22 protein-coding genes are annotated in these 25980 nt (G+C 66.5%); 6 read left to right on the top strand and 16 right to left on the bottom strand.

All coding sequences use genetic code 11. The annotated features are described in order from the left end of the window. Positions 1-10 precede the first annotated feature (10 nt). Positions 11-574, bottom strand: a complete 564-nt coding sequence (gene frr, locus J0J10_RS03795) for a ribosome recycling factor (protein ID WP_291642002.1) — start codon at positions 572-574, stop codon at positions 11-13. Positions 575-840: 266 nt separating this feature from the next. On the opposite strand from frr, the gene J0J10_RS03790 reads away from it, so the two are divergent. After that, positions 841-1254 (top strand): VOC family protein, encoded by a 414-nt coding sequence (locus J0J10_RS03790; RefSeq protein ID WP_291645350.1) that lies wholly within the window; start codon positions 841-843, stop codon positions 1252-1254. A gap of 24 nt (positions 1255-1278) precedes the next feature. Here J0J10_RS03790 and pyrH read toward each other — a convergent pair whose 3' ends face one another. The 3 genes from pyrH to J0J10_RS03775 all read right to left on the bottom strand — a co-directional run bounded on the left by pyrH (position 1279) and on the right by J0J10_RS03775 (position 4189). Continuing rightward, positions 1279-1986 (bottom strand): UMP kinase, encoded by a 708-nt coding sequence (gene pyrH / locus J0J10_RS03785; protein ID WP_291641997.1) that lies wholly within the window; start codon positions 1984-1986, stop codon positions 1279-1281. A 107-nt stretch (positions 1987-2093) separates the two neighbouring features. Continuing rightward, the gene (gene tsf, locus J0J10_RS03780) at positions 2094-3017 is read right to left on the bottom strand and encodes a translation elongation factor Ts (protein ID WP_291645349.1); all 924 of its coding nucleotides are present in this window, start codon (positions 3015-3017) and stop codon (positions 2094-2096) included. Between the two features lie 167 nt (positions 3018-3184). Further along, positions 3185-4189, bottom strand: coding sequence for a 30S ribosomal protein S2 (locus J0J10_RS03775; protein WP_291641993.1), 1005 nt, complete (start codon positions 4187-4189; stop codon positions 3185-3187). A gap of 476 nt (positions 4190-4665) precedes the next feature. On the opposite strand from J0J10_RS03775, the gene J0J10_RS03770 reads away from it, so the two are divergent. Next, on the top strand, positions 4666-5832 hold the full coding sequence (locus J0J10_RS03770; RefSeq protein WP_291645348.1) for a GGDEF domain-containing protein: 1167 nt from the start codon (positions 4666-4668) through the stop codon (positions 5830-5832). 65 nt (positions 5833-5897) lie between these two features. On the opposite strand, the gene J0J10_RS03765 is transcribed toward J0J10_RS03770, so the two are convergent. The 3 genes from J0J10_RS03765 to dnaE form a co-directional block, all read right to left on the bottom strand. After that, positions 5898-6503 (bottom strand): nicotinamidase, encoded by a 606-nt coding sequence (locus J0J10_RS03765; RefSeq protein WP_366824910.1) that lies wholly within the window; start codon positions 6501-6503, stop codon positions 5898-5900. A gap of 139 nt (positions 6504-6642) precedes the next feature. Next, positions 6643-7365 carry an FkbM family methyltransferase gene (locus tag J0J10_RS03760; RefSeq protein ID WP_291645346.1) on the bottom strand — a complete coding sequence of 241 codons (723 nt, stop codon included), beginning with the start codon at positions 7363-7365 and terminating at the stop codon, positions 6643-6645. A gap of 242 nt (positions 7366-7607) precedes the next feature. Next, positions 7608-11078 (bottom strand): DNA polymerase III subunit alpha, encoded by a 3471-nt coding sequence (gene dnaE, locus J0J10_RS03755; protein WP_291645345.1) that lies wholly within the window; start codon positions 11076-11078, stop codon positions 7608-7610. Between the two features lie 449 nt (positions 11079-11527). On the opposite strand from dnaE, the gene J0J10_RS03750 reads away from it, so the two are divergent. Further along, complete coding sequence (locus J0J10_RS03750) at positions 11528-12475, top strand: DMT family transporter (RefSeq protein WP_291645344.1); 948 nt, start codon at positions 11528-11530, stop codon at positions 12473-12475. Positions 12476-12531: 56 nt separating this feature from the next. Here J0J10_RS03750 and J0J10_RS03745 read toward each other — a convergent pair whose 3' ends face one another. From J0J10_RS03745 to J0J10_RS03720, 6 genes are all read right to left on the bottom strand, one after another. Next, positions 12532-13221: an ABC transporter ATP-binding protein gene (locus tag J0J10_RS03745; RefSeq protein ID WP_291641981.1), complete on the bottom strand. Its 690-nt coding sequence runs from the start codon at positions 13219-13221 to the stop codon at positions 12532-12534. A 9-nt stretch (positions 13222-13230) separates the two neighbouring features. Then, the gene (locus tag J0J10_RS03740; protein ID WP_291641979.1) at positions 13231-14529 is read right to left on the bottom strand and encodes a lipoprotein-releasing ABC transporter permease subunit; all 1299 of its coding nucleotides are present in this window, start codon (positions 14527-14529) and stop codon (positions 13231-13233) included. A gap of 13 nt (positions 14530-14542) precedes the next feature. Then, positions 14543-15874 (bottom strand): proline--tRNA ligase, encoded by a 1332-nt coding sequence (gene proS, locus J0J10_RS03735; RefSeq protein ID WP_291645343.1) that lies wholly within the window; start codon positions 15872-15874, stop codon positions 14543-14545. 120 nt (positions 15875-15994) lie between these two features. After that, positions 15995-16495, bottom strand: a complete 501-nt coding sequence (coaD, locus tag J0J10_RS03730; protein ID WP_291645342.1) for a pantetheine-phosphate adenylyltransferase — start codon at positions 16493-16495, stop codon at positions 15995-15997. Between the two features lie 39 nt (positions 16496-16534). Next, positions 16535-18640, bottom strand: a complete 2106-nt coding sequence (locus J0J10_RS03725) for a methyl-accepting chemotaxis protein (RefSeq protein ID WP_291645341.1) — start codon at positions 18638-18640, stop codon at positions 16535-16537. Positions 18641-18735: 95 nt separating this feature from the next. After that, positions 18736-18912: a hypothetical protein gene (locus J0J10_RS03720; RefSeq protein ID WP_291645340.1), complete on the bottom strand. Its 177-nt coding sequence runs from the start codon at positions 18910-18912 to the stop codon at positions 18736-18738. A gap of 154 nt (positions 18913-19066) precedes the next feature. Here J0J10_RS03720 and J0J10_RS03715 point away from each other — a divergent pair, with 154 nt between their 5' ends. After that, positions 19067-20941 carry an ABC-F family ATP-binding cassette domain-containing protein gene (locus tag J0J10_RS03715; protein WP_291645339.1) on the top strand — a complete coding sequence of 625 codons (1875 nt, stop codon included), beginning with the start codon at positions 19067-19069 and terminating at the stop codon, positions 20939-20941. Positions 20942-21089: 148 nt separating this feature from the next. On the opposite strand, the gene J0J10_RS03710 is transcribed toward J0J10_RS03715, so the two are convergent. From J0J10_RS03710 to J0J10_RS03700, 3 genes are read right to left on the bottom strand one after another with little or no spacing between them, the layout of a single operon-like run. Then, complete coding sequence (locus J0J10_RS03710; RefSeq protein WP_291640084.1) at positions 21090-21500, bottom strand: hypothetical protein; 411 nt, start codon at positions 21498-21500, stop codon at positions 21090-21092. Further along, positions 21497-21949, bottom strand: coding sequence for a DNA polymerase III subunit chi (locus J0J10_RS03705; RefSeq protein ID WP_291640082.1), 453 nt, complete (start codon positions 21947-21949; stop codon positions 21497-21499). The genes J0J10_RS03710 and J0J10_RS03705 overlap by 4 nt, the downstream gene beginning before the upstream one ends. Positions 21950-21996: 47 nt before the next feature. Further along, the gene (locus J0J10_RS03700; protein WP_291645338.1) at positions 21997-23490 is read right to left on the bottom strand and encodes a leucyl aminopeptidase; all 1494 of its coding nucleotides are present in this window, start codon (positions 23488-23490) and stop codon (positions 21997-21999) included. Between the two features lie 179 nt (positions 23491-23669). On the opposite strand from J0J10_RS03700, the gene lptF reads away from it, so the two are divergent. Next, positions 23670-24860 carry an LPS export ABC transporter permease LptF gene (gene lptF, locus J0J10_RS03695; RefSeq protein WP_291645337.1) on the top strand — a complete coding sequence of 397 codons (1191 nt, stop codon included), beginning with the start codon at positions 23670-23672 and terminating at the stop codon, positions 24858-24860. After that, positions 24860-25948, top strand: coding sequence for an LPS export ABC transporter permease LptG (gene lptG / locus J0J10_RS03690; protein WP_291645336.1), 1089 nt, complete (start codon positions 24860-24862; stop codon positions 25946-25948). Before lptF ends, lptG begins: the two co-directional genes overlap by 1 nt. The last annotated feature ends 32 nt before the right edge of the window (positions 25949-25980 follow it).

Below are 25980 nucleotides of genomic sequence, written 5' to 3'. Positions count from 1 at the left end.
GCGCCGAAACTCAGACCTGCAGGATTTCCTTTTCCTTCGACGCCAGCGCCTGATCGATCTCGCCGATATGCTTGTCGGTCGCCTTCTGCACCTGATCGGACTGGCGCGTCACGTCGTCCTTGGGCAGGTGACCGTCCTTTTCGAGCTTCTTGAGCAGATCGATTCCGTCGCGGCGGACATGGCGGACGGCGATCTTGGCCTCTTCGGCATATTTATGCGCGACCTTGACCATCTCCTTGCGGCGCTGCTCGTTCAATTCGGGGATGCGGATGCGCAGCACCTGCCCTTCCGTCTGCGGGTTGAGCCCGAGATCGGATTCCCGGATCGCTTTCTCCACCGCCTGGACCATGCTGCGATCCCAGACCTGCACGGAAAGCAGGCGCGCCTCCGGCACGCTGACGGTGGCGAGTTGGCTCAGCGGCGTACGCGCGCCGTAAGCCTCGACCGTGATCGGATCGAGCACATTGGCCGAGGCGCGACCGGTGCGCAGCGAAGCGAGATCGCTCTTGAAGGACTGGACGGCGCCGTCCATGCGGCGGTTCAGATCGGCGAGATCGAAAGTGGTTTGGGCCATCGTCTTCAAAAACCTTGTCGAAACCCGGCAAAGGACCGAACCGGAAATGCGCGCGACCATGGCGAGCGGCTCGCACAGGGTCAAGGATTTCGTGCCTCGGCGGCATCTTGCCGGAGCAAACTGGACAGGAGCCTCGCCAAGGCCGGTACTGCACCCGCCCGCGAAGCCTTGCGGCGGCAAGCAAGCCGCCCTTTGCTTCATAGCCGATCTGGACAGCAGCGCTAGTCCATCGGCCCTTTTGTCGCGAACCACCGAGGAGCGAGCCCGTGCCCCGCCTCAGCCGCATCATCGAAACCGCGCTCTATGTCGACGACCTCGGACGCGCCCGTGACTTCTATGAAGGCAAGCTCGGCCTGGCACCGATGCTCGAGACGGGCACCTTGTGCGCCTATGACGTCGGCGGCCAAAGCGTGCTGCTGCTGTTCCTGCGCGGCCAGTCGCTCAGAACGCAATCCTCCGCCGGGGGAAGCATCCCGCCGCATGACGGGCACGGCCCCCTGCATATCTGCTTCGCTGTAGAGGCCGCCGAGCTCGCCCTTTGGGACGAGCGGCTGCAGCAGCAGGGGATCGCGATCGAAGGGCGGATGAGCTGGGAGCGCGGCGGCAGGAGCCTCTATTTCCGCGATCCCGACGGCCATATGCTCGAGCTGGCGACGCCCGGCCTGTGGCCGAACTACTGAGGCGCGCTCGCTATATCTGCGCGATCAGGGGGTGACGTAGGTCGCCCTGCCCTCACCGCGCAGCACCGCGGCCAGCATGCCGGGCTCGGCGATCGAGAAGACGACGATGGTCAGCCCGGCATCGCGGGCGAGCGCGAAGGCGGCGGTGTCCATCACCTTCAGATCGCGCGTGATCGCCTCGACATGGGTCAGCCGATCGAAACGCACGGCATTCGGATCCGTCTTCGGATCGGCGGTGTAGACGCCGTCGACCTGCGTCGCCTTCAGCAGATGGCTGCAATCGAGCTCGGCCGCGCGCAGCGCCGCGCCGGTATCGGTGGTGAAATAGGGATTTCCGGTACCGCCGCCGAGAATCACGACCTTGCCATTGCTGAGATGGTCGAGCGCCCGCTTGCGCGCATAGCTCTCGCAAAGCGAGGGCATCGGCACCGCCGACATGGCGCGGGCCGGCGCGCCGGCCGTCTCGATCGCATGTTCGAGCGCGAGCGCGTTCATCACCGTACCGAGCATCCCGATCGAGTCGGCGCTGGTGCGGTCGAGGCCTTTGTTCAGCCCCTGGACGCCACGGAAGAAATTGCCGCCGCCGACGACGATGCCGATCTCGACGCCTTCGCGCGCCGCAGCCGAGATATCCGCCGCCAGCGCGGTCAGCGTCGCGCCGTCGAGGCCATTTCCGGTCGCGCCGGCCAGGGCTTCGCCCGAGAGCTTCACAAGCACGCGTTTAGGTCTCATCGGGGCTCTCCGTTTCGTGCTGCCACTCTCGGATTCGGAGCGATCTCAGCTTCTTGCAAAAAAGGCCGCGCAAGGCGCGGCCTTTCTGTTCTCTATCAACCGGGTTTTCAGCCGGCGGTGCCGCCGGCGGCGGCGACCTCGGCCGCGAAATCCTGCTCTTCCTTCTCGATGCCCTCACCGAGCGCGAAACGCGCGAAGCCGGTGATCTTGATCGGGCCGCCGACATTGCCCTCGGCCTCCTTGAGCGCCTGGGCGACCGACTTGGAGCCGTCATGGATATAGGCCTGCTCGAGCAGGCAGTATTCCTTGGCGTAGCTCTTCATGCCGCTCTCGACGATCTTGGCGAGGACGTGCTCGGGCTTGCCGGCGTTCTTCTCGGCCAGGATGCCCTTTTCGCGCTCCAGCACGGCGGGGTCGACCGAGGCGAGGTCGAGCGCGACCGGGTTGCTGGCGGCGATGTGCATGGCGACCTGGCGGCCGAGCGCGGCAAGATCGTCGCCCTGGCCCGAGGTTTCCAGACCGACGATGACGCCGATCTTGCCGAGACCGTCGGTGACCGCGCCATGGACATAGGAGCCGATGGTGCCGGCCGAAACCGAGACCTGAGCGACACGGCGCAGCGTCATGTTCTCACCGATCGTGGCGATGGCGTTGGCGATGGCGTCGGCGACCGTGCCGCCGCCCGGATAGTGATGGCTGGCAAGCGCCTCGACATCACCGCCGCGCTCGAGCGAGACATCGGCGATGGTGCGGGCCAGCGCCTGGAATTCGAGGTTGCGGGCGACGAAGTCGGTCTCCGAGTTGACCTCGACCACGACGCCGCTCGTGCCGCGCACGACGACGGCGACGAGACCCTCGGCGGCGACGCGGCCGGCCTTCTTGGCGGCCTTGGACAGGCCCTTGGCGCGCAGCCAGTCGATGGCGGCTTCCATGTTGCCGTCGGTGGCCGAGAGCGCGGCCTTGCAGTCCATCATGCCCGCGCCCGTCTTGTCGCGGAGTTCCTTCACCATGCCGGCGGTGATCGCAGCCATTTGCGTCGTCCTTGCTGTCTTGGCGGCGTCGCCCGATGGCGTGCCGCAATTCTGGTTCTGGTTCCGATCGGCAAACGCCGACGCTCCGTTTCCGGCCGCCGGCGCTGCTTCGGCTCTAGTCAGTGTGGAAGTGCGACACGCCGATGACGCGCCGCCATCCCGAAAAATCAGGCGTCGGCGAGATCGCGCGCCTGGGCAACCCAGCCCTGGCTCTCGATGCGGCCGGCGAGCTTCAGATCGTGATCGACCTTGCTGACATCGGCCGGGCTCATGGCAGCGAGCTGCCAGAAGTGGAAGATGCCGCCATCATTGAGCTTCTGCACGATCTCCGGGCCCATGCCCGAGAGCTTCATGAAATCGTCCGGAGCGCCGCGCGGCGCGGTCAGCAGCTCGAAAGCCGGGGCGGCGTCGACGGCCGAATCGGCGAGAGCGGTCTCGACGATCGGGGCCTCGGCGGCGCCGAGGTCGATGCCGTGGTCGCCCGAGGCGCGCGAGATGCCGTCGATGGCCGAACGGGCGATCAGGTCGCAATAGAGCTGGATGGCGCGGCCGGCGTCGTCATTGGCCGGAACCGGGAAGGTGATGCCGTCCGGATCAGAGTTCGAGTCGACGATGGCGGCGACCGGGATGCCGAGGCGCTGAGCCTCCTTGATCGCCAGCTGCTCCTTGTTGGTGTCGATCACGAAGATCATGTCGGGCGTGCCGCCCATGTCCTTGATGCCGCCGAGCGCCTTCTCGAGCTTGTCACGCTCGCGAGCCAGCATCAGGCGCTCCTTCTTGGTCAGACCGGTGCCGCTGCCGTTCAGCAGCTCATCGACCTTGCGCAGGCGCTGGATCGAGGCCGAAATGGTCTTCCAGTTGGTCAGCATGCCGCCGAGCCAGCGGGAGTTGACATAGTACTGGGCCGAACGCTTGGCGGCGTCGGCAATGGCGTCCTGGGCCTGGCGCTTGGTGCCGACGAAAAGCACGCGACCACCACGCGCGACAGTGTCGCTGACCGCCTGGAGGGCGCGCGAGAGCATCGGCACCGACTGCGACAGGTCGAGAATGTGGATGTTGTTGCGCGTCCCGTAGATATAGGGCGACATCTTCGGGTTCCAGCGGTGAGCCTGGTGGCCGAAGTGGGCGCCGGCCTCGAGCAGCTGGCGCATGGAGAAATCGGGCAGAGCCATGGTGTCTTGTCCTTCCGGTTGAGCCTCTGGGGAGCGAATGAGCCGGCCATGGGCTGGCCGGTCACCGGAACGCCTCGTATGCCGAGGTGATGCTCCCCATGTGGAATGGCCTGCGCCTTACAGCGGACTCCGCGCAATTGCAAGGCGCAGCCAAGCCGGAACGGCTCGGTCGACGTCTCAAAAGAGACAGAGACAATGGGCTCAGCCGACCGTTTACAGGAAACCGGCCGATAAACTGAACAATCAACATATACTATCAATATATTGATATTATTGCATTTATCAATTATCGCATTAAAGCTCGACAATGATCGACCGCGCCATTGTCCGCAGGCGGGCTGCCGCACGCTCATCGGACAGCAGCGAGGGCACCACCGGACTACCGCGACGGATTGCCGTTCGCTGACGCCGCGTGAACCAAGGATTCACTCAGCTAGGCTAGGGAGTCCGCAGGCAGCAGAGATGGACCTGGACGCTTGGTTCTAGACCTGAGGACGATTTATCTGGCAGGCGCGATCACCTGCACTCTCCTTGGTTTCGTACAACTGCTCGCCTTCGCCACCGGGCGCTTCGAGCGCTGGCCGCTCTGGTGGGGCTTGAGCAATCTGCTGGTCGGAATCGGCGTGGTCGGGATCGCGCTGCGCGGCTCGCTTCCAGATCCGGTCTCGATCCCACTCGCGAATCTCACCAGCTGGACCGGCTATCTGCTGACGCTCTACAGCATCAGGGATTTCGCGAGGCGCCCGCCCCGCCTGCCAGTCTATTTCGGCGCCGTCGCGGTCGCCGGGATCCTGCTGCTGCTTTGGAGCGGGCCGGAAGGCTTTGCCAATCGCGTCATCCTGATGTCGGTACTCGCGGCCTGCTGCGACGCGGCCGTGGTGCGAGAAGGCCTCAATCTGTTGGGGCGCGAGCGGCTGATCTCCGGTGCGATCCTCGTCGGCCTGTTTGCGCCGACGGTGACGGTCTTTGCCCTCAATGGCTATCTTGCCGCTTCCGGCCAGCTCGGCCCCGAACTCTTCACGCCCAACGCCGCACAGCCTTGGCTGGCGGTCACCGGCACCGCCTTCCTGCTGCTGCGCGGCTGCGCCCTCCTGCTGCTGGTCACCGAGCGCCATCGCAACGCTCTCGTCTCGCTCGCGCAGCAGGACGCACTGACCGGCACCCTGAATCGAAACGGGCTGGAGCATTCAATCGAGGAACTGACGGCGGAGGCAGCCAAGCGGCCGCACAGATTCGCGGTCCTGCTCATCGACATCGACCATTTCAAGCGGCTCAACGACACCCATGGCCACGCCGCAGGCGACCAGATCCTGCTGATCTTCGCCGATGCGGCGCGCAGCGAGCTGCGGGCGAGCGATATTCTGGCGCGGCATGGCGGCGATGAATTCGTCGTGGTGCTCCCGCATCTGACGGCGGCCGAGGCGATCGGCGTCGCCAATCGCATCCGCGACGCCTTCGACCGGGCCCTGAAGGCCTGGGGCAAGGCCAGGGTGAAGCCGACGCTCAGCATCGGCATCGCCGAAGGAAACGCAGCGGAGAATCGCTTGCAGGCACTGCTGGAGCAGGCCGACGAAGCGCTCTATCGCTCAAAACGCCTCGGCCGCGACCGAGCCGAGCTCCATCCGGCGACGGCTTGGCGCTGAAGGCGGAACCGCAGCTAGATCGCCGCGCGTCCGTTCGGACGCCGTTACGGTGATCTAGCTTTTTGTTATCGCATCGGAGTTTTCCGAAAAGTGGAGTCCACTTTTCGGTCCGATGCTATGGCGGCGATTTCCGCCATGGACGCGCGCCGGATGCCGAGTGCCGTCATTGCCGCCCAGGCGCGCGCCAGCGAGCCTTCGAGGTCGATTGCGCGGCATGCTTCCTCGACGACGATCGCTTCGAAGCCGCCTCGGACCGCATCCTGCGCCGTCCAATTGACGCAGAAATCCGTGGCGAGCCCAGCGATGACGATACGCCCGACGCCGCGCTCGCGGAGATAGCCGGCGAGGCCGGTCGGCGTGCGGCCATCGGCCTCGACGAAACCGGAATAGCTGTCCACCGCATGGTGAAAACCTTTGCGGATCACGGCCTGTGCGGCGCTCAGTTCAAGTGCCGGATGAAAGTCGGCGCCATCCTGCCCCTGCACACAATGATCCGGCCAGAGCACCTGCGGACCATAGGGCATCTCGACCTCCTCGAAGGGCGCGCGCCCCGTATGGCTGGAGGCAAACGAGGCATGGCCGGCCGGGTGCCAGTCCTGGGTGAGGACGACCGTCGAGAAACGGGCGGCGAGCGCATTGACGAGCGGCACGATCTCGTCGGCCCCGGGCACTGCGAGGCTGCCGCCAGCGCAGAAATCGTTCTGGACATCGACGACGACGAGCGCCGTCCCGGCATCGATCACTGAATTCTCCCTCCGACCGCGCGCTTTCGCGCCCTGACGGGCGGCGCCGCGCCCGATCGGCCCGCCGTCACGGCGTCGCCGACCTCGTCATCCGCGTCATACCCTTGCGGGCCGCGAACATGCGACCATAGACGTCGCCGGCGAGGTCCTGTCGATAGCAGCCCTGTTCGAGCAGCGGGTCCCAGATATGCTCCACGGTGTCGACGAGGTCGAAATCCGCAGCGAGCCGGGCTTCGAGCTGCAGCCGGTTCTTGCGGTTCTGATATTCGAGCAGCACCAGCGACGTCTTCGACAGGTCGAGATGGTCGAGGACGTCGCCCTCGCCGCCCTCGATGTCGATCTTGACGATATCGGCCGAGGGCAGGCTCGCCGGATCGACCACCGCGACCTCGTAGCGCTCGACCATGGCGCCATCGACGAAGGTGTCGCCGGCATAGGAGGCGAGGCCCGATTCGCCGTCGCCGGCGAAGCGGCTGACGAAGCTTGCCGTCTTCAGGCCGCCGGGAAACAGCGCCGCATTGACCGGCCGGATGTCGCGACGCCGATCGGTGTTGCGCTTCAGGAACTCGAAGGTGCCGGGATGTGGCTCATAGGAGGTGACGACGCTGCCCGGCCAACGGGCCGTCGCCCAGAGCGCGAAGGAACCGACATTGGCGCCGATATCGAGAATGTCGAGGCCGCCCCCGTCGAAGCCCGCCTCGTATTCGCCCTCGAGCACGTCCTTGATCGCCCAATGCATGGCGTCCGGCACGGCAAGGCTCATCGGAATGCGCGCGACATACTGCTTCATCAAGTCCCCCCGGACGTCATCGTCTTCTGCAAACACTCTGAGCCAGCAGCAGCTTACGGCGCAAGCTCAAGAAACCGCTTCCGGCCGTTCTCCCCCCTCATCCTGAAGCGTGCGCAACGGGAACGCGTCCCGAAGGATGGCCCAGCTGGTTGCTGAGCCTCCGGGAACATCCTTCGAGACGCAGCCTCCGGCTGCTCCTCAGGATGAAGGCCAGGGCAGCCTCTGCTTCGTCCTGCCGTCCGTCAGCGCAATTCGACGTTGATCACGCCTGGCGCGGCGCGGACGGCATTCGCGACCTGCTGGTTGATCGGATAGCGGCCGGGCAGCTCGACTTCGACCTCCTGGGCGCCGTCGTCGAGGATCATCACCAGCGAGACCTTTCCGACGGCGCGGGCGCCATCGCCGCGAGACTTGATCCGCTCGGCGATCGAGCCGAGCGCCTTGTCGTCACGCAGGAAGATGCAGAGATCCTGCTTCTGGCGCGAGGCGAGTTCGTCGAGCCGCTCGACATCCTCGATGCGCGGGCGCACCTCCTCGCCGTCGAGCACGGCCGAGAGCCTGATCACCAGCGCCGCGCCGGGCTCGAGCAGGTCGCGATAACGCTGTAAGCCTTCCGAGAACAGGATCGCCTCGAACTGGCCCGTGGGATCGGAGAGCTGGACGATGCCCATCTTGTTGCCGGACTTGGTCCGCCGCTCCGACTTGTCGATTACCGAGGCGGCGACCTTGGCGATCGATGTGCCGCTGGCGCGCACGGCGCGGGCGAAGTCGGCATAGCTCTGCACCCGCAGCCGCTTCAGCACATGCTCGTAATCGTCGAGCGGGTGGCCGGAGAGAAAGAAGCCGACAGCATCGTGCTCGCGCTGCAGGCGCTCGGCGGGAGCCCAGGGCTCGAAGGGCGGAATGCGGAAGGCTTCCGCGTTCCCGCCGTTGCCGAGCATGTCGAGCTGTCCGGCCGCTGCCTCGTCGCGAACGCGGTTCGAGAGCGCAAGCATGCCGTCGACCGCGACCATCGCCTTGGCGCGCTCCGGCTCGATCTCGTCGAGCGTGCCGGCGCAGATCAGCGCCTCGATGGTGCGGCGATTGACCAGGCGGGTATCGATCCGGCGGGCGAAATCGGCCAGGTCACGGAAAGGGCCTTGCTTGGCCCGCGCCGTGACGATCGATTCCACCGCGGCGCGCCCGACGCCCTTGATCGCGCCGAGCGCGTAGCGGATCGCACCATCGGCCACGTCGAAATCGACACCGGAACGGTTGATCGAGGGCCGCTCGACCTTGATGCCGAGCCGCTCCGATTCGCGACGAAATTCGGAGAGCTTGTCGGTATTGCCGATGTCGAGCGTCATCGACGCCGCCATGAACTCGACCGGGAAATTCGCCTTGAGATAGGCGGTCTGGAAGGCGACGACCGCGTAGGCCGCGGCATGGCTCTTGTTGAAGCCGTAATCGGCGAACTTCGCCAGCAGGTCGAAGATCTCCGAGGCGATTTCCTTCTTGATGCCGTTGTCGATGGCGCCCTTCACAAAACGGTCGCGCTGGGCGTCCATCTCCGCCTTGATCTTCTTGCCCATGGCGCGGCGCAGCAAATCCGCCTCGCCGAGCGAGTAGCCCGAGAGCGCCTGCGCCACCTGCATCACCTGCTCCTGATAGACGATGATGCCATGCGTCTCGGAGAGGTAGGGCTCCATGCCGGGGTGGAGATAGGTTGGCTCCTCCAGCCCGAGCTTCCGGCGGCAATAGGTCGGGATGTTGTCCATCGGGCCGGGGCGGTAGAGCGCCACCAGCGCGATCAGATCCTCGATCCGGTCGGCCTTCATCTCGACCAACGCCTTGCGCATGCCGACCGATTCCACCTGGAACACGCCGACGGTCTCGCCGCGCGCCAGCATGGCGTAGGTGGGCGGGTCATCGAAGGGCAGCTGCGCCAGATCGACCGCGATATTGCGCTGGGCGATGAGCTGGACGGCGATGGTCAGCGTCGTCAGCGTCTTCAGGCCGAGGAAGTCGAACTTCACCAGTCCGGCCTGCTCGACCCATTTCATGTTGAACTGGGTGACGCGCATGCCGGTCCGCGGATCGACCGAGAGCGCGACGAGCTGCTCCAGCGGCCGATCGCCGATGACGACGCCGGCGGCGTGGGTCGAGGCGTGGCGGTGCAGACCCTCGAGCTTCTGCGCGATCTCGAGCAGACGACCGACGACCGGCTCCTCGGCCGCGGCCTCCTGCAGCTTCGGCTCGCCGGCGATGGCCTCTGGCAGCGTGATCGGCTTGGCCGGGTTCTGCGGCACCAGCTTGGTCAGCTTGTCGACCTGGCCATAGGGGATTTCCAGGACGCGGCCGACGTCGCGCAGCACGCCGCGCGCCTGCAAGGTGCCGAAGGTGATGATCTGGGCGACGCGCTCCTCGCCATAGCGGTGCTTGACGTATTCGATCACCTCTTCGCGCCGGTACTGGCAGAAGTCGATGTCGAAGTCCGGCATCGAGACGCGATCGGGGTTGAGGAAGCGCTCGAACAGCAGGCCGAAGCGCAGCGGGTCGACGTCGGTGATGGTCAGTGCATAGGCGACCAGCGAGCCGGCACCCGAGCCACGGCCGGGGCCGACCGGAATGCCATGGTCCTTGGCCCATTTTATGAAGTCGGACACGATCAGGAAATAGCCCGGGAACTTCATCCGGGTGATGATCGACAGCTCGAAATCGAGCCGCTTGTCGTAATCCTCGGCGGTGAAGTTCGCGGCCGGCCCGTGCTTGGCCAGGCGGGCGGCAAGGCCGGCGCGAGCCTGCGCTTCGAGCTCCTCGGCTTCGTCTCGGCCCTCCTCGCCAAAGCGCGGCAGGATCGGCTTGCGGGTGCCGACGCGCCAGGAGCAGCGCCGCGCGATCTCGACCGTCGCGGCCAGCGCCTCCGGAAGATCGGCGAAGCGGCGCTTCATCTCTGCACGCGTCGCGAAATAATGCTCGGGCGTGACGCGGCGGCGCTCATGGTCGGAGAGCAGCCGTCCGGCCGCCACCGCCAGCAGGGCGTCGTGCGCCTCGAAATCGGCGGGCTTGCCGAAATAGGGTTCGTTGGTGGCGACGATCGGCAGGTCGGCATCATAGGCGAGCCTGAGCAGCGCAGCCTCGACCGAGGGACCGTCTTCGCGTTCATGACGCTGCAGCTCGACATAGAGCCGGTCGCCGAAGATCGCCTGCAGGCTCTGCAATCGCGCCTGCGCCTGCGCCTGCTGGCCGGCACGCAAGGCAAGGTCGAGCGGGCCGCCCGCACCGCCCGTCAAGGCGATCAGATTCTCCCCGGATTCGGCGAGCTGCGCGATGGTCACCACCGGCTGCCCGGCGCCGGCGGCGAGGCAGGCCTGGCTCACCAGCTTCATCAGATTGCCGTAGCCGGCCTCGTTCATGGCGAGCAGGACGAGATGGCCGATCACCGGCTGGACCGGCTTGCGACCGCCAGTGTCGTCATCGCCGAAATCGACGCTGAGCTGCACCCCGGCGATGGGCTGCACGCCGACGCCGGCGAGCTTCTCGGAGAACTCCAGCGCGCCGAACAGATTATTGGTGTCCGTCAGGGCCATGGCCGGCTGACCGTCGCCGGCCGCGAGCTTGGCGAGCGCACCGACCTGGATCGCGCCTTCGAGCAGGGAATAGCTCGAATGGACATGGAGGTGGACGAATCCGACCTCGTCCTCAACCTGCGAATCGTTCTTCCGGTCGCTCATGATGCCCTCTCGGGCGGGTTATCGCGCAGCGCCGCTCCAGGGTCGAGACATCACATGGCCCGGACTGTGGACGCCGAAGCGGCACGACCTGGACAGTGCCGCGGCAATGCCGGCAGGTCGGGCGACATCGACCTCAAACGCTCGGGCCAGCTGCCAGCGCAGCCCAGACCCAGATCATTCCGACGAAGAGCGCGAGGGCGAAGAATTCGGCGGCACCGGCCATCAGCTTGCGAGCGATCAGCATGTCGATCTCCTGTGTTCGATCTATGTTCAGATTAGTTCACTTTTTGTTCTGGTCAATGCCGATGGGTTATTTCCATCTGCTGGGCAAGTGACCGCGGTTAACAAAAACTTACCCGCTCCGGATGCTTGCGTCTGGTTCGAGTCCGGGCCAAGCCCGGCGCGGCGCTCGTCTTCATCGGAGCGAAGGCGGCGCTCGGGATCGGGTTATGGATACGCATCAGAAATCGGTCTCGCGCGCAGCCACCGCGGTGGCGGGCGAGGCCCCTCAGCCGAACGGCTCCGATCAGCGACGCAGCGCCGCACTGGGCATTGCGCTGATGGCGGGCTCGATGCTGATCATCCCGAGTTCCGACGCGATCGCCAAATATCTCAGCGGTGCGCATTCGGCACCCTTCCTGAGCTGGGCTCGCTATGTCGCCGCGCTCGGCTTCCTGCTTCCGGTCGTCGCCATCGCGCAATGGCGTTCGCCGGAGCCGCTGATCGCGCCCGGGCAGCTCCTGCCGCAGATCATCCGGACCGCCTTCCTCGTCAGCGCCATGACGCTTTATTACATGGCGATCACGCATGTCCCGCTCGCCGATGCGCTCGGTGCCTATTTCGTCGCCCCGATCGTCGCCACCCTGCTCGCGACCCTGATCCTGCGCGAGCGACTCGACTGGCGCCGGCTGGCGGCCGTCGGGCTCGGCTTTGGCGGCGCGCTCCTGGTCGTCCGCCCCGGCGCCGAGACGAGCAGCGGCACGCTGATCGCCCTGGCCTCGGGCGCGCTGATGGCCTGCTATCTCGTGATGACGCGTGCCACGGCGAAGGCCTCCTCGCCGCTCTCGACCCTGACGCTGCAGCTCGCGCTCGGCATCGCCATGCTGACGCCCTTCGTGATCTTCCAATGGAGCATGCCCGACCGCGAGGGCATCATACTCATCCTGCTCATGGGCCTGATCTCGGCCGCCAGCAATCTGATGACGATCAGCGCCTTCCGCTTCGCCCAGGTCTCGACGCTGTCGCCGCTGGTCTATCTCGAACTGGTCGGAGCGACGGCGCTGGGCCTTGTCATCTTCGGCGACTTTCCGGCGCCGGCGACCTGGGCCGGCATCGCGGTGATCGTCATCGCCGGCCTGATCGTCGTGGCGCCGCGCCGGAAAGCGCGATCGCCCTGAGTCCGCGCAAAGAGCCCTGCCTCGTACCGCTCAGCGCGCCGCGATCTGAGTTGATCCTAGTCGAGCGGCACGACCAGCCCGTCGCGAATGGTGACGCGCCGGTCCATGCGATAGGCGAGGTCGAGATTATGGGTCGCGATCAGTGCCGCGAGGCCCGAAGCACGCGCGAGCGCCACCAGCGTGCCGAACACGTGCAGCGAGGTGTGCGGGTCGAGATTGCCTGTCGGCTCATCGGCCAGGAGCACGCGCGGCGCATTGGCGACGGCGCGGCCGATGGCGACGCGCTGCTGCTCGCCGCCCGACAATTCGCTCGGCAGATGGTCGAGCCGGTCCCCCAGGCCCAGGAAGGTCAGGAGCTCGGTCGCCCGCTCGGAAGCCTCCTGCTTGCCGAGGCCGCGAATGCGCTGCGGCAGCACGACGTTCTCCAGCGCCGAGAACTCGGGCAGGAGATGGTGGAACTGGTAGACGAAGCCGATCTCGGTGCGTCGCAGCCGGGTCAAGCCCTTGTCGTCGAGCTGCGAGGTCGCGACGCCGCCAATGAAGACCTCGCCGGCATCGGGGCTCTCCAGCAGGCCGGCGACATGCAGCAGCGTCGACTTGCCGGTACCGCTCGGCGCGACCAGCGCGACGAGCTCGCCCGGCCAGATCGCGAAATCGGCCTTGCGCAGGATTTCCAGCGGCCCGTCGCTCTGCGGATAGAAGCGCTCGATCTGGGACAGAAAGAGCGCAGGGGTCTCGGTTGCCATGGCCTGCCCCTAGCCCATCCGCAGGGCCTGGACGGGGTCGAGCCGCGCCGCCTTCCAGGCCGGATAAAGCGTCGCCAGCAGCGACAGGACGAGCGCCATCCCGACGACGCTGGCGACTTCGCGCCAATCGATCACCGAGGGGATGTCGCTGAGGAAGCGCACGGTCGGATCCCAGAGATTGGCCCCGGTGATCCAGTTGATGGCCCCCATGATCGACTTGATGTTGTTGGCGAAGGCGACGCCGAGCAGCAATCCGCCCAGGGTCCCGACCACGCCGATCGTCGCGCCGGTGATCAGGAAAACGCGGAGCACCGTGCCGCGCGAGGCCCCCATGGTGCGCATGATCGCGATGTCCTCGGTCTTGTCCTTCACCAGCATGATCAGGCCGGAGACGATGTTCAGCGCCGCGACCAGCACGATCAGGGTCAGGATGATGAACATCACATTGCGCTCGACCTCGAGCGCGTTGAAGAAGGTCCGGTTGCGCTGGCGCCAGTCGGACAGGACCAGAGGGCGCGGAGCGTCCGCCTCGATGGCATCGCGCACCGCCTGAGTCCGGTCGGGATCGTCGATGAAGATCTCGATGACGTTCACGTCGCCGTCACGGTTGAAATAGGCCTGGCTCTCGCCGAGCGGCATGAAGACGAAGGAGGCGTCGAACTCCGACATGCCGATCTCGAACACTGCCGTGACCGGGTAGGCCTTGATCCGCGGCGCCGTGCCGAAGGGTGTCGAGGCTCCGCGCGGGGTGACGATGGTGATGGTGTCGCCGGCCTGCAGGCCGAGCGAGGCCGCAAGCCGCCGACCGATGGCGACGCCGCCAGCCGTTCCGAAGCCGTCGAGCGTGCCCTGCTTGATGTTGTTGGCGACGAAGGGGATCGACTTGATGTCCTCCTCCGAGATGCCGCGCACCAGCACGCCGCCATTGCCGACCTGCGAGGAGGCGAGCGCCTGCCCCTCGACCAGCGGGATCGCGAACTTGATGCCGTGCACCTTGCGCAGGCGCTGCGCCACCGCCTCGTAGTCATCGAGCGGGCGGTCGATCGGGGTGGCGAAGATGTGGCCGTTGACGCCGACGATCTTCTCCAGCAGCTCCTTGCGGAAGCCGTTCATCACCGACATCACGATGATCAGCGTGGCAACGCCGAGCAGGATGCCAAGGAACGAGAAGCCGGCGATCACCGAGACGAAGCCTTCGCGGCGGCGCGTGCGCAGATAACGGCCGGCGAGCAGCCATTCGAAGCCGGCGAAGGGCTTCGTGCCGGTGGGCACCGCTGCGACGGGCGCCGCCTCGCTGGCCGTGCTCATCGCCACGCTCCGTTCACGCGCTTTTGCCGGGGAAGCGGGCCAGCGCCGCCTCCAGCGAGACCAGCTCGCGCTCGCCGCCGGCGCGGCGCTTGAGCTCGACCTTGCCCTCGGCGAGGGATTTCGGCCCGACGATCACCTGCCAGGGCATGCCGATCAGGTCGGCGGTGGCGAACTTGCCGCCCGGCCGCTCGTCGCGGTCGTCATAGAGCATGTCGTAGCCCTTGGCGGCGAGGCCCTTGTAGAGCTGCTCGCAGGCGGCGTCGGTCGCGGCATCGCCGGTCTTCAGGTTGAGCACCGCAATGTCGAAGGGGGCGATCTCGTCGGGCCAGACGATGCCGGCCTCGTCATGGCCGGCCTCGATCAGCGCGGCGACGAGCCGGCTCGGGCCGATGCCGTAGGAGCCCATATGGACCGGGGTCTCGCGCCCGTCCGGGCCGGCGACCGTCGCGCCCATCGGCTCGGAATATTTGGTGCCGAAATAGAAGATATGGCCGACCTCGATGCCGCGGGCAGAAACCTGCCTGTCGGCCGGAATGGCGCCGAAAGCCGCCTCGTCGTGCATCTCCTCGGTGGCGGCGTAGAGGCTGGTCCACTTGTCGACGACGCCCTGCAGCCCGGCGACGCTGTCGAAATCAGTGTCGACGACCGGCGTCTCGAAGTTCAGGTAATCCTGGTGGCAGAAGACCTGGCTCTCGCCGGTCGAGGCGAGCACGATGAACTCATGGCTGAGGTCACCGCCGATCGGGCCGGTATCGGCACGCATCGGGATCGCCTTCAGGCCGAGGCGCGCGAAGGTGCGCAGATAGGCGGTGAACATCCGGTTGTAGGCATGGCGCGCGCCGGCCTGGTCGAGATCGAAGGAATAGGCGTCCTTCATCAGGAACTCGCGGCCTCGCATCACGCCGAAGCGCGGACGGACCTCGTCCCGGAACTTCCACTGGATGTGGTAGAGGTTGAGCGGCAAGTCCTTGTAGGACTTGACATAGGAGCGGAAGATCTCGGTGACCATCTCCTCATTGGTCGGGCCATAGAGCATCTCGCGGTCGTGCCGATCCTTGATCCGCAGCATCTCCTTGCCATAGGCGTCGTAGCGCCCGCTCTCACGCCAGAGATCGGCCGACTGGATCGTCGGCATCAGGATCTCGACGGCGCCGGCGCGATTCTGTTCCTCGCGGACCACGGCGCTGATCTTGTTGAGGACGCGCAGACCGAGCGGCAGCCAGGAATAGATGCCGGCCGATTGCTGGCGGATCATGCCCGCACGCAGCATCAGCCGATGCGAGACGATCTCGGCCTCCTTGGGCGTGTCGCGCAGGATCGGCAGGAAATAGCGGGAGAGGCGCATCGCAGGGCTCTTCAGGAGGAGATTGCGCCGGCCGGCGCAGCGAGTCGGCAAGGTTCCAGAAACACCATCCCGGTCGCGAAATTGCAACCCGGCGAGTGCCTTAAACGCTGGACAGCGCCCTCACCTCTCGGTGGCGAAGGCAGCCCTCAGCGCGTGTTCGACCGGCGCCGGCACGAAGGCCGAGATATCGCCGCCCATCGCAGCGATCTGACGCACCAGGGTGGCGGTGATATGGCGGGTCAGCGGGGTCGCCGGCAGAAACACGGTCTGCAGCTCCGGCGCCATCGCCGCGTTCATGCCGACCATCTGCATCTCGTAGTCGAGATCCGTGCCGTCGCGCAGGCCGCGAATGATGATGCTGGCTCCGGCCTTGCGCGCGGCGTCGACCGCGAGATCGTCGAAGGTCACGACCTCGACGCGCGCGCCGGCCGCCCGGGCCAGCGGCTCGGCGACGACACGCAGCAGCTCGGCCCGCTGCTCGACGGACAGCACCGGCTTCTTGCCGGGGTGGACCCCGATCGCGAGCACGAGCCGGTCGCACAGCTTCGCCGCTGCCGCGATGACGTCGGCATGGCCGTTGGTGACGGGATCGAAGGAGCCGGTGTAGAAGGCGGTACGCATGCGCCAGCGTTAGCCAAAGCGCCGGGCGTCGACAAGCGTTCAGGCGACGCGAAGCTCTGCGATCAGCCGGTCGACGCGCCCTTCCAGCGCCTGCGCCAGCCCGGTCAGCTCATCTGCCGCAGCCAGCACCGCATCGGCCGAGCCGGCGGTGTGGCGCGAGGCGAGCGAAAGCTGGCCGGTCGCCTGACCGATCTGGACGATCTCCCGTGTCGCGGCGACGACGTCGGCGGCGATCGCATGGGTCGCCTCATGCTGGCGCAGCATGGTCTGCGCGGTACGCCGCGTCGCCTCGCTCAACTCCTGCACCATGGCATGGATGCCGGCCATGCCGTCGACGGTCGCCGCCGTCGCCTTGTTCATGGCGTCGATCTGCAGTGCGATATCCTCGGTCGCACCGGCCGTCTGGGCCGCAAGCGACTTCACCTCGGCGGCGACGACCGCGAAGCCGCGGCCAGCCTCGCCGGCACGCGCCGCTTCGATGGTCGCGTTGAGGGCGAGCAGATTGGTCTGTCCGGCGATCGCCGAGATCAGGCCGACCACCTCCGAGACCCGGGCCGCGCCGCTCGCCAGCCCGTCGACGACCTCGCTGACATCATCGGCGTGCCGCCTCGCCTGCCCGGCCGTGACATCGGAACGACTGACCTCGCCGGACAGGCTCTCGACCGCGCCGAGCAGATCCTGGGCCGCGCGCTCGATCGAATGGACACGGGCGATCGCATTCCCGGTCGACAGCTCGGCATCGGCAGCGCCGGTCCTCGCCGCGCCGGCGCTCTCGCTGAGCTGGTTGGCGGTCGCCGCGAGCGCACCGGCCGCGGTCGCCACCGAGGTGCTGACGGTGCGCACCGATTGCTCGAGCTCGCCCGCCAGCTCACCAAGCAGACTGCGGCGATGCCGCTCGGCCTCGGCGCGGCGCGTCTCCTGTTGCGCCTCGCGCCATTGCGTCTCGCGTTGCAGGGTCTCGCGTATCGTGCCGATCGAAGCGGCGATGCCACCGATCTCATCGCGGCGCTGCGCACCCGGAATCGCCTGGTCGGTGCGGCCGGCGGCAATGCCGGCAAGCGCATCGGAGAGGCCGCCGATCGGACGCGCCACGGACCAGCCGAGCAGGATCGCAAAGCCGAGCAGCGGCGCCAGGACGAGCAGGCCGGCGGTGACGATCGCACCGCGGATCTTGCCGACGACGGCGAAGGCCGCGCGCTCCGGCTCGGTCAGCCAGAGCTGCCAACGCCAGTCGCCGGCCGCGATCGAGCGCCCGGTGGCGACGAGCGCGGTTCCGTCATGACTGGTCATGCGGAGCAGCCCATCATCCCCGCGGCTGGGGAGTCGGCGTTGGTCGAGCGAATCGCTCGGGGCGGATGCCTCGCGGCGGGCTGCCGGGCTCGAGCGCGTGAAGCCGTCCTCGCCGACCACATAGACGCCGATCTCGCCGCGCCCGGCGGCGTTGGCGCTGAGAACATCGTCGATCAACCCTGAATTGACGGCGATGACGAGCGTGCCGACCTGCTCGGTGGCATCGAGCTCGATATCGTAGAAGGGGGCGGCCAGGAAGGCGCGCGGCTCGCCGCCGATCAGGTCATAGGGGGCATAATCCCGCAGGATCTGCGTGCCTGCCGGCTGGTGGCGCGCCTCCTCGACCACCTGTGCAAGACCACTGCCGACGAACTCCGGATCGCTGAGAAGGCGGCCGAACTCCGGCCCCTTGGTGGCGCTGTAGACGACCCGTCCCTTCATCGAGACAAGGTAGATGTCGGCGTAGTTGAATTGCTTCAGCGCGGCGGCATAGGTCTCGTGGATCCGGACATGGCGCCAGGAGTAGCCGTGCTGGTGGCCGTGGCCGTTCAACGCCAGACGCTCCGGCAGCGGCCGCATGCCATCGCCCTGATAATGGCTGAGAACGGCATTCAGGTCATGCGGCCCCAGTTCCAGCCATTTGCCGAGCTCGTCGAGCGCCGCCACCGTAAAGGCGCTGCGCGCCTGGACGGCCAGCTCCGAGCGCAGCAACACCAGCCGCCGTTCGATGGCGCGCGAATGGCTTTCGGCCAGCGCATGGAGCCGGGCGCGCGACGCTTCCCGGGCCCAGCTGGTGACGGCGAGATAGGCTGAAACACCGACCGTCACCGCAGCGAGGCAGGCAAGCGCGAGCATAGCGGCGGGAAGCCGTACCCTAAGGCTGTACACCGCTGTTTTCCCCGCCCGATCTAACGCTAATCGGGAGAGATACAACCTGAAGTAGGTTAACTTTACCTAAAGTCAGCAACCGGCGCGGAGGACGGCGTCGTAATACCACGGAATGGATGCGGAGACGGGGCGAGCGCCGCGAGCGCGGCGGCACTGCCGACCACCAAGGCCAGGAGGATGACGAAGACAGCCATGAGCGAAACGCGACGCCGATACGGGACGAGGAAGCCGATCTGCATGGATTGTTCTTTGCGAATCAGGGCGTTACATCGATTTCCTGGGTGCGGTAGGCGGCGGGCCCCAGCGTGGCCGGAATATGTCGAATTCGTGACTGGGCCGCCCTGCCCCATTTCTGGTTTGCATCGCCCTGGCAAGTTTGCCTAAAGCCAGCCCATGCTCACCCTCAGCGACATCACCTACCGGCTCGGCGACAGGCTGCTGCTGGACAAGGCCGGCGCGGCACTGCCGGCAGGCGCGCGCGTCGGGCTGGTCGGCCGCAACGGCACCGGCAAGACCACCCTGTTCCGCATCATCACCGGCGACCTCTCTCCGGAAGGCGGCAGCGTCAGCCTGCCACGGGGCATGCGGATCGGCGGGGTGGCGCAGGAGGCGCCGGGCGGGCCCGAGAAGCTGATCGACGTCGTCCTCGCCGCCGACACCGAGCGCGCCGCCCTGATGAAGGAGGCGCAGAGCGCGACCGACCCGATGCGCATCGCCGAGATCGAGACCCGGCTCGCCGATATCGGCGCCCATTCTGCCCCGGCCCGCGCCGCGACCGTGCTGCACGGCCTCGGCTTCGACGAGGAAGCCCAGCAGCGCCCCTGCTCGGATTTCTCGGGCGGCTGGCGCATGCGCGTCGCACTCGCCGCGGTGCTGTTCTCCGAGCCCGACCTTCTGCTGCTCGACGAGCCGACCAACTATCTCGACCTGGAAGGCACGCTCTGGCTCTACGACTATCTTGAGCGCTACCCGCATACCGTTCTGGTCGTCAGCCATGACCGCGAACTGCTCGATACCTGCGTCGACCACATCCTGCATCTCGACCAGGGCAAGCTGACGATCTATCGCGGCGGCTACAGCGCCTTCGAGAAGCTGCGCGCCGAGAAGCAGGCTCATCTCGCCAAGGCGCGCGACAAGCAGGATGCCGAACGCAAGCATCTCCAGGCCTTCGTCGACCGCTTCAAGGCCAAGGCGACCAAGGCGCGACAGGCGCAGTCGCGCGTCAAGCGCCTCGAGAAGATGCAGGAGATCGCGGTCATCCAGGATCGCGACGTCCAGCCATTTTCTTTTCCGGAGCCGGAACGGCCGCTCTCGCCGCCGATGGTGGTGCTCGAAAGTGCCAGCGCCGGCTATGGCGAGCGCAAGGTGCTGCAGCGACTCAACCTGACGCTGGCGCCGGACGATCGCATCGCCCTGTTAGGCTCGAACGGCAACGGCAAGTCGACCTTCTGCAAGCTGATCGGCGGCCGCCTCGCCCCGCTCTCCGGCGAGATGAAGCGCTCGTCCAAGCTCCAGACCGCCTATTTCGCCCAGCACCAGCTCGACGAGCTACGCATGGAGGACACGCCGGTCGGCCATATCCGCCAGCTGATGCCGGACGAGCCGGAGGCCCGGGTGCGGGCCCGCACGGCGCAGATCGGCTTCCCCGCAGCCAAGGCCGACACGCCGGTCAAGAATCTCTCCGGCGGCGAGAAGGCCCGGCTGATGCTCGGCATCGCCACCTTTGGCGGCCCGCATCTGCTCATCCTCGACGAGCCGACCAACCATCTCGACATCGACAGCCGCACCGCGCTGGTCAAGGCGATCAACGACTATCCCGGCGCTGTGATCCTGGTCAGCCATGACCGATTCCTGATCGAGGCCTGCGCCGACCGGCTCTGGCTGGTCGCAGACGGCACGGTGAAGAGCTTCGACGGCGACATGGAGGATTATCGCAGCTTCGTGCTCGGCAAGGAGAAGCAGGCGAAACGGGAGAAACCCGCTCAGGAAGCCCCCGTCCCCGGCAAGGCCGACGAGCGCAAGGGCAACGCCCAGAAGCGCGCGGCGCAAGGACCACTGCGCCAGAAGCTCAACCTCGCCGAGGCGCGCATCGCCAAGCTCACCGGGCTGATCGAGAAGGTCGACGAGGTGCTCGGCAATGGCGCGGCCTTTGCGCGCGATCCGGACAAGGCGCTGCAGCTCTCGCGCCAGCGCGCCGAGCTCGCCGAGGCGCTCGGCGCGGCCGAAGAGGAATGGCTGTCGCTCAGCGAGGAACTGGAGAGCGCCTGAGGCAATGCCGCGGCTGCATGGTCACTCCGGACCAGCCGCGTCGCGGCACTTTTCCGGAATCCATCGGTGAGCCCCCGGAGACCTTTGATGGCTTCCGGCGTTCCGCTTCGCTCCAGCCGGAATGATCTTACGAGCCGGCCGGAGCGTGCTAGCCCTGCTGCTCGGGCTGGCCCGGTTTGACGATCCGGCTCAGGCGGTTGTCGGTGAACATGTAGATCTCGCGTCCGCCCGGCTCGTTATAGAGTACCTGGACCTCGCGCTGGCCCTTGCCGCTCTCGCCGATCAGCACGTCGGTCGGCCGCTTGGCCTTCAGCCTGACCAGCTCGCATTCGGTGATACCGGGCGCGATCTCCTTCGGCAGCGGTCGCGTCGCGGGATCGAGCGAGACATCGGCAGCGCACTCGCCATCCGGCGTCAGCATCGCCTCCTGCGTCGAGATGCGGGCCGTGGCACTGCTGGTGCGCGTGCCGCGCTCGTCCGAGACGAAGGAAAAGCCGCCCATGTCGACGGCGCAGCCGCCCAGGCCGATGGCCAGAGCGACGATCACGGAGATTTTCACGCTTTTTTCTCCCAGCGGCCGGTCTCATCCTGCTGCCAATAGGTCGCAGCCAGGCCCCGCGCTCGCAATTTCTTCCAGTCCTCGCGGGCGGAGGCGAGTGCCTCCGGATCATCACCGTCGAACATCAGGATGACGCGCTCATAATCGTCCAATGCGTCGGGAATGCGGACGCCATCGACGCAAAAACGGACCTGCGCCGCATTCGGATTGCCGGCATCGGTGGTGAGCACGATCGGATTGCCGGCGGCATCCGGTTCACCTGCGGTGCCGTGCGGCAGGAAGGAATCGTCCGCATAGGTCCAGAGCCGGTCGTCGAGCGCAGCCAGACGCTCGCGGCTGGAGCACTCGACCACCACCTTCCAGCCGCGCGCCAGCGAGCGCTCGAGCAGCGTCGGCAAGACCTGCTCGAGCGGACGAGACTGCAGGTGGTAGAACCAGATCTCGGCCATGATGCCGGCTTTTCCAGCAGCTTATGCGCGCGGGCTGATAATGCGAATCAAGCCTCGTAGTGGTCCGCCACCAGCCGGTCGAGCAGGCGTACGCCCCAGCCAGAGCCCCAGGAGCGGTTGATCTCGGTCGAGAGCGAACCCATGCCGGTACCCGCGATGTCGAGATGAGCCCAGGGCGTGTCGTTGACATGGCGCTGCAGGAACTGCGCCGCGGTGATCGAGCCGCCATGACGGCCAGCCGAGTTCTTCATGTCGGCGAATTTGGAATCGATCATCTTGTCGTAGGCGGCACCGAGAGGCATGCGCCAGACCGTCTCGCCGGTCGCCTTGCCGGCGACGAAAAGCCGCTCGGCCAGTTCGTCATTGTTCGAGAACAGGCCGGCATTCTCCTGTGCCAGCGCGACCAGGATCGCTCCGGTCAGCGTCGCCAGATTGACCATGAAGAGCGGCTTGAAGCGGTCCTGCGTGTACCAGAGCACGTCGGCGAGAACGAGCCGCCCCTCGGCATCGGTGTTGATGATCTCGATGGTCTGGCCGGAGAGCGACGTCACGATGTCGCCCGGGCGCTGAGCATTGCCGTCCGGCATGTTCTCGACGAGACCGATGACGCCGACCGCGTTGACCTTCGCCTTGCGGGCGGCGAGCGCGTGCATCAGCCCGGTGACGCAGGCGGCGCCGGCCATGTCGCCCTTCATGTCCTCCATGCCGCCAGCCGGCTTGATCGAGATGCCGCCGGTGTCGAAGGTCACGCCCTTGCCGATGAAGGCGACCGGCTGCTCGCCCTTGCCAGCACCGTTCCAGCGCATCACCACGACGCGGCTCTCGCGCCGCGAGCCCTGGCCGACGCCGAGCAAGGCCCGCATGCCGATCTTCTTCAGCTGCTTCTCGTCGAGAATCTCGACCTCGACGCCGAGCTTCTCGAGCCTCGCCGCGCGCTCGGCGAACTCCTCGGGGTAGAGCACGTTCGGCGGCTCGTTCACGAGATCGCGAGCCAGCTCGACGCCACCGGCGATCGCCTCGCGCGCCTTCAGCGCCTTCTTGACCGCGGAGGAGTCGGCGACACGCAGGATCGCGGTCTTCGCCTCGCTCTGCTCGGCATCGCGGCTCTTGGTCTTGTACTGGTTGAAGGCATAGCAGCGCAGCCGCAGCCCGAGGCCGATCTCGGCGATCTCGGCGGCGGAGACATCGCCTCCCGGCAGGGCGGCGATGATGTCGGCGCTGCGGCCATGGCCAAGTCTGCCGGCGATGGCTCCGCCCAGAAGGGCGAAGTCGAGCTTGTCGCGCTCGCCCTCGGGCCCGACCCCCACAAGGATCAGCCGCTCATAGTCTGCCCCCTCCGGCGCCAGGATCGTCAGGCCGGACAGCGCCTTGCCCTTGAAGCGTTCGGCCGCCGCCGCTCGGGCGATCAGGCTGCGACCGCCCTCGCCCAGCCACTCCTCCGCCGCCGGCGCAGGGATCAGCTTGTCCGAGACAAGGACGACGAGGTCCTCCCCGGCAATGGCGTTCATGGCTTTGATCTCAAGCTTCAGGCGCTGCGACATCGACGGCTCACATTGGCGGAGGGCGGGCGGAAGGGGCGGGATGAACTGGCAATGGCGCGGGAAGGCCACAAACGATTCCCGTTTGCGCCACGATCGAAGCTATACCATAGGAGCTTCGAGGCGAGCCGTCCAAGGGCAGCGCCTTCGCCCTTGTGCCCGCCTGCCCAGGATCGAACCGCGTGCGTTTTGGACTGCTCGACCGCTACATCCTCAAGATTGCCGCGGCGGCGACGGTCATTCTGCTCGTCGGCCTGACCAGCGTGATCTGGGTGACGCAGGCCCTGCGCGAAGTCGATCTCATCACCGGCAAGGGCCAGACGGTGATGATCTTCTTCACCGTGACCCTGCTCTCGCTGCCGGCATTGATCGCCGGCATCGCGCCGGTCGCGCTGTTCATGGCGACGCTCTACACGCTGAACAAGCTCAACAGCGATTCCGAGCTGATCGTGATGAACGCGACCGGCGTCGCGCCCAAGCGCCTGACCCGGCCCTTCGTCGTGCTGACGCTGGTGACGGCGGCGCTGGTCGGCTGGATGTCGCTGTCGGTGATGCCGGCCGGCTTCCGCTCGCTGCGCGACCTGATCACCCTGATCCGGGCCGATTTCGTCGCCAATGTCGTCAAGGAAGGCCAGTTCGTCGCGCTCGATTCCGGCGTAACCTTCCACTACCGCGAGCGCTCCGGACAGGCCCTGCTCGGCATCTTCATGCAGGACCGGCGCGATCCGAACCAGCCCGCCGTCTACATCGCCGAGCGCGGCCAGACGGCGGAAGCCGACGGCAACAGCTTCCTGATGCTGGAGAAGGGCACGATCCAGCGCGAGAGCCGCGACCGGAACTCGAGCTCAATCATCTCGTTCGAGCGCTACGCGCTCAATCTTTCGGCGCTGTCGGGCGATTCCGACGGCGCCGGCGGCGGCGATGGCGACAAGGTGATCTACAAGCCACGTGAGCGGACGACCTGGGCGTTGCTGACCCAGGACCCGAACGAGCCCTATTACAAGATCCAGGAAGGCCGCTTCCGCGCCGAACTGCACAACCGCCTGTCCGCGCCGCTCTATCCGATCGCCTTCATGCTCGTCGCCTTCGCCTTTCTCGGCGAGGCACGCACCACCCGCCAGGGCCGCGCCGTCGCGATTCAGCTCGCGATTTTGCTGGTCGGAGCGATCCGGATCGGAGCCTATGCCGCCTGGACCGCCAGCGTCCGCTCCGGTTTCGCCGTCGTCCTGCTCTACCTTCTGCCACTGGTCACGATCGCGATCTCTGCGAGCATGATCGCCTTCGGCGCCCGCGCTCGGGTAGTCATGGACCGGCTGACAGAGCCGCTCGCAGCACCTTTCCTCGCCCTTTCGGCGCGCTTTCGGCGAAGCTGATGCTGTTGTTCAAGACCTTCGGGCGCTATCTCACGCAGCGCTTCTTCCGCGCCATTCTGAGCGTGTTCGGGACGTTCTTCTTCCTGATCCTGACGCTCGATTTCGTCGAGCTGATGCGCCGCGCCGGCGATTCCCCGCTTGCAACCACGCCGAGCATCATCCAGCTCGCATTGTACCGCGCCCCCTCGGTCGCCGAGCAGATCTTTCCCTTCGCCGTGCTGTTCGGCGGGATGTTCGCCCTCCTGAATCTGAGCCGCAAGCTCGAGCTCGTCGTGGCACGCTCGGTCGGCATCTCCGCCTGGCAGTTCCTGCAGCCGGCGGCGCTGGTGGCGGGGCTGGTCGGCCTGATTTCGATCGGGATCTACAATCCCGTCGCGGCAGAGCTGAAGCAGCGCGCCACCAAGCTGGAAGCTTCGCTGTTCGCGCGAACCGGGCAACTGGCCAGCGGCAAGGAGATCTGGATCCGCCAGCGCAGCCTCGACGGTCAGGCGATCATCCGCGCCGCGGCCGCATTGGAGGACGGCGTCGGCCTGGCGCAGGTCGCCTTCTTCAACTACGCCCCCGATGGCGGCTTCAGCGAACGGATCGAGGCGCGGCAGGCGGTCCTGCATAACGGCTACTGGGAGCTGACGGATGCGAGGGTCACCTCGGTCATGGAAGAGCCACAGAGCTACTCGACATACCTCGTCGCAACGAATCTGGAGCCCGAGCAGGTGCGGCAAAGTTTCACTCCACCGGACTCGGTCGGCTTCTGGTCGATGCCGACGGTGATCGAGCGGACGCGCAAGGCCGGACTCGATACGACGCGCTATGAATTGCGCTATGAATCGCTGAAAGCGCGCCCGCTGCTGCTCATCGCCATGATTCTCCTAGCAGCATCCGTTTCCTTAAGATTTTTCCGATTTGGTGGTGTCACCAAACTGGTGGTAGGTGGCGTGGCGGCCGGGTTCATGCTCTATGTGGCGACACAACTATCTGAGGAGTTGGGCTCATCGGGAATCGTCAACGCCCCGGTGGCCGCATGGCTGCCCGCAATCGTGGGCAGCTTGCTCGGCGCCCTCGCCCTCCTTCATCAGGAAGATGGCTAATAGTACGGTGCCTATGGTTAATTTTGGATTGA

It is taken from the genome of Allobosea sp., from assembly GCF_017308075.1.
Lineage (GTDB): Bacteria > Pseudomonadota > Alphaproteobacteria > Rhizobiales > Beijerinckiaceae > Allobosea.
Note: the sequence above shows the minus strand (reverse complement) of the source record. Positions and strands in the feature narration are given on the sequence as shown.